At 28.8% G+C, this 2,454-nt stretch carries 2 protein-coding genes; one reads left to right on the top strand and one right to left on the bottom strand.

What is annotated here, in order from left to right; translation table 11 throughout:
- The first annotated feature begins 273 nt into the window (after window positions 1-273).
- Entirely contained in the window at window positions 274-1,077 is an 804-nt protein-coding gene (locus tag U9R42_09645) for a hypothetical protein (protein ID MEA3496285.1), read from the top strand.
- A gap of 78 nt (window positions 1,078-1,155) precedes the next feature.
- Here the strand turns inward: U9R42_09645 and thiL are convergent, their stop codons facing one another.
- The gene (gene thiL / locus U9R42_09640) at window positions 1,156-2,187 is read right to left on the bottom strand and encodes a thiamine-phosphate kinase (protein ID MEA3496284.1); all 1,032 of its coding nucleotides are present in this window, start codon (window positions 2,185-2,187) and stop codon (window positions 1,156-1,158) included.
- Between the last annotated feature and the right edge of the window lie 267 nt (window positions 2,188-2,454).

Here is a 2,454-nt window from a genome sequence, read left to right as displayed (position 1 = left end):
AAGAACTTAAAGGAAATACAATAAATAAAATAACTCTTGATAATGCTCAGGGTTATTACATTGTAAAAGTTATAACAGAAAGTAATATTATTACTGAAAAAGTATTTTTGAAATAATAAATATTTTTTTTAATTGAATTAAAATGCCATGTTTACTCCAGTAAGCATGGCATTTTTTTATGTTTAAAATTATGGACTATAAAATTTTTTTAACAAAGTCATTAATTTTTATTATTTTTGACATCAATTATATTCTACTCATAAATTTTATATTATGAAAAAGACGATACTTTTAATGTTTTGTGTCTTTAGCTTTTTGACTTTAGAAGCACAAGACCACATTTTTACTATAAACGGAAAAGAAGTAGTTGCAAAAATCACTGAGGTAAACAATGAAAATGTTAAATTTATTTTTGTTGATAGCTTGAAAAATGGGCAATCAGATTCTATTTTATTAACTCAAATTTATAGAATTAAATATCAAAATGGTGTAGAAGAATTTTATAATGAATCACAATTAGATGAAAATATATTCCAACAAAAGGAATCGGATGAAATATATTTCAATAATGGAGAAATAATATCAGTAACTGTAAAAGAAATAAGTCCATTACACATAAAATATACTTTATCCGAAGAAATGGGAAGTGCAGTAAAAGTTATTAGCTCCACCAAAGTGTCTAAAATAAAATTCAAAAACGGTTTTGAGGAAATTTTCTCTAACAGTTCAAAATTAAATTTATCTGGCAATCCTGAACATAATTTTTTATTAGGCAAGCAAGATGCAAAAAAGTATTTTAATACTAAAGAAATATTCTGGGCAACTTATGCTATAACTGTTTTACACCCCCCTGTTGGTTTTGCTCTCGGTGGGACTATTAGTTTAATTAATGCTGACGAAGATAATTTTATAGTTCTTGATTATGACCTTTTGCAAAATGAGGATTACAAAAAAGGATATGCAAAGCAGGCTAAAAAGGAAAAATTAAATAGTGCAGCAAAGGGTGTTGGTGCAGGTGTACTTACTGATACAGTTATATTTGTAGCTTTTTTTGGTATTCTCTCTATGTTTTTTTAGTAAAGAATATTTTTTCCTAATCCTACAAAGCATAAATCAAGATGGTGAAAATAATCCTCTAATATTTTTTTAGGAAATTTATTCTTTAAACGACTCCCAACCCTGTGCTTTTATTGGATGTGCATTATTTGATTTTGTAATTAGTTTTGCACCATAATCTTCATCGGTAATATGTCCTATTGCTGTAATATCAGAATTGTTTTTAATCTTTTCAAAATCTTCCAGAGTTATCGTAAACAGCAATTCATAATCTTCGCCTCCATTGAGAGCAGCCATTGTTGGATCTAAATTTAATTCCCGTGCAGTATTATAAGTTGCTTCATCAATAGGAATTTTATCTTCAAATATTTTGCAACCCACTTTTGAATTTTTGCAAATATGCAAAAGCTCAGAGCTTAAACCATCAGAAATGTCAATCATAGAGGTGGGTTTTATTTTAAGATCATCAAACATTTTAACTATGTCTTTGCGGGCTTCAGGTTTTAGGTTACGTTTGAGGATGTAATCATGTCCCTCAAGTTTAGGTTTTATTTCAGAATTTTCAATAAAAACTTCCTTTTCTCTTTCAAGAATAAGCAAACCAATGTAAGATGCTCCTAAGTCGCCTGTAACACAAATTACTTCATTCTTTGTAGCACCTTTGCGGTAAACAATTTTTTCTTTTTTTGCAGAACCTATTGCTGTTATATTTATTATTAGTCCTTGAGGAATTGTTGTAGTATCGCCTCCCACTAAATCAACTTTATAATTTTCACAGGCTGTTATCATTCCATTGTAAAGTTCTTCAAGTAGCTCAACAGAAATTGTATTGTCAACAGCAATGGAAACTAGCACTTGCTCAGCATTTACATTCATTGCGTAAATATCGGAAATACCTACAATTATAGATTTGTATCCCAAATGCTTAACAGGAGAATACATCAGGTCGAAATGTACTTTGTGAACAAGCATATCAGTAGAAACAACTGTTTGTTTTTCTCCTTTTTCAATAACAGCACAATCATCTCCTACACCCTTTACTGTTGATTCGTTTTTGATTTTTAAATTTTTTGTGAGAAAATCAATCAATCCGAATTCCCCAAGTTCTTTTATTTCTGTTTGTTTTGCCATTCTTTTTTATTTAATAAAAAATAATTTGTGTTGCTAAATTGATTTAATAACTATCTTTATAAAAATGCAAAATTACAAAATTTGATAAAGACAAGCTATTGGGGGGGGCTATAAATACATTTTTTTCAAGAAACAAAGATAATGAATAAGATGCAAGGCACAAATTTTTCATTGTCTATAAAAAACTCTGAAAATCTTAATGCCTGTCTGCCTATATCGGCAGACAGGCATTAAGATTTTCAGAGTTTTTTATAGACAATGAAAAAT

This window comes from Bacteroidota bacterium (assembly GCA_034723125.1).
Lineage (GTDB): Bacteria > Bacteroidota > Bacteroidia > CAILMK01 > JAAYUY01 > JAYEOP01.
This window is presented reverse-complemented; position numbering and strand designations above follow the sequence as displayed.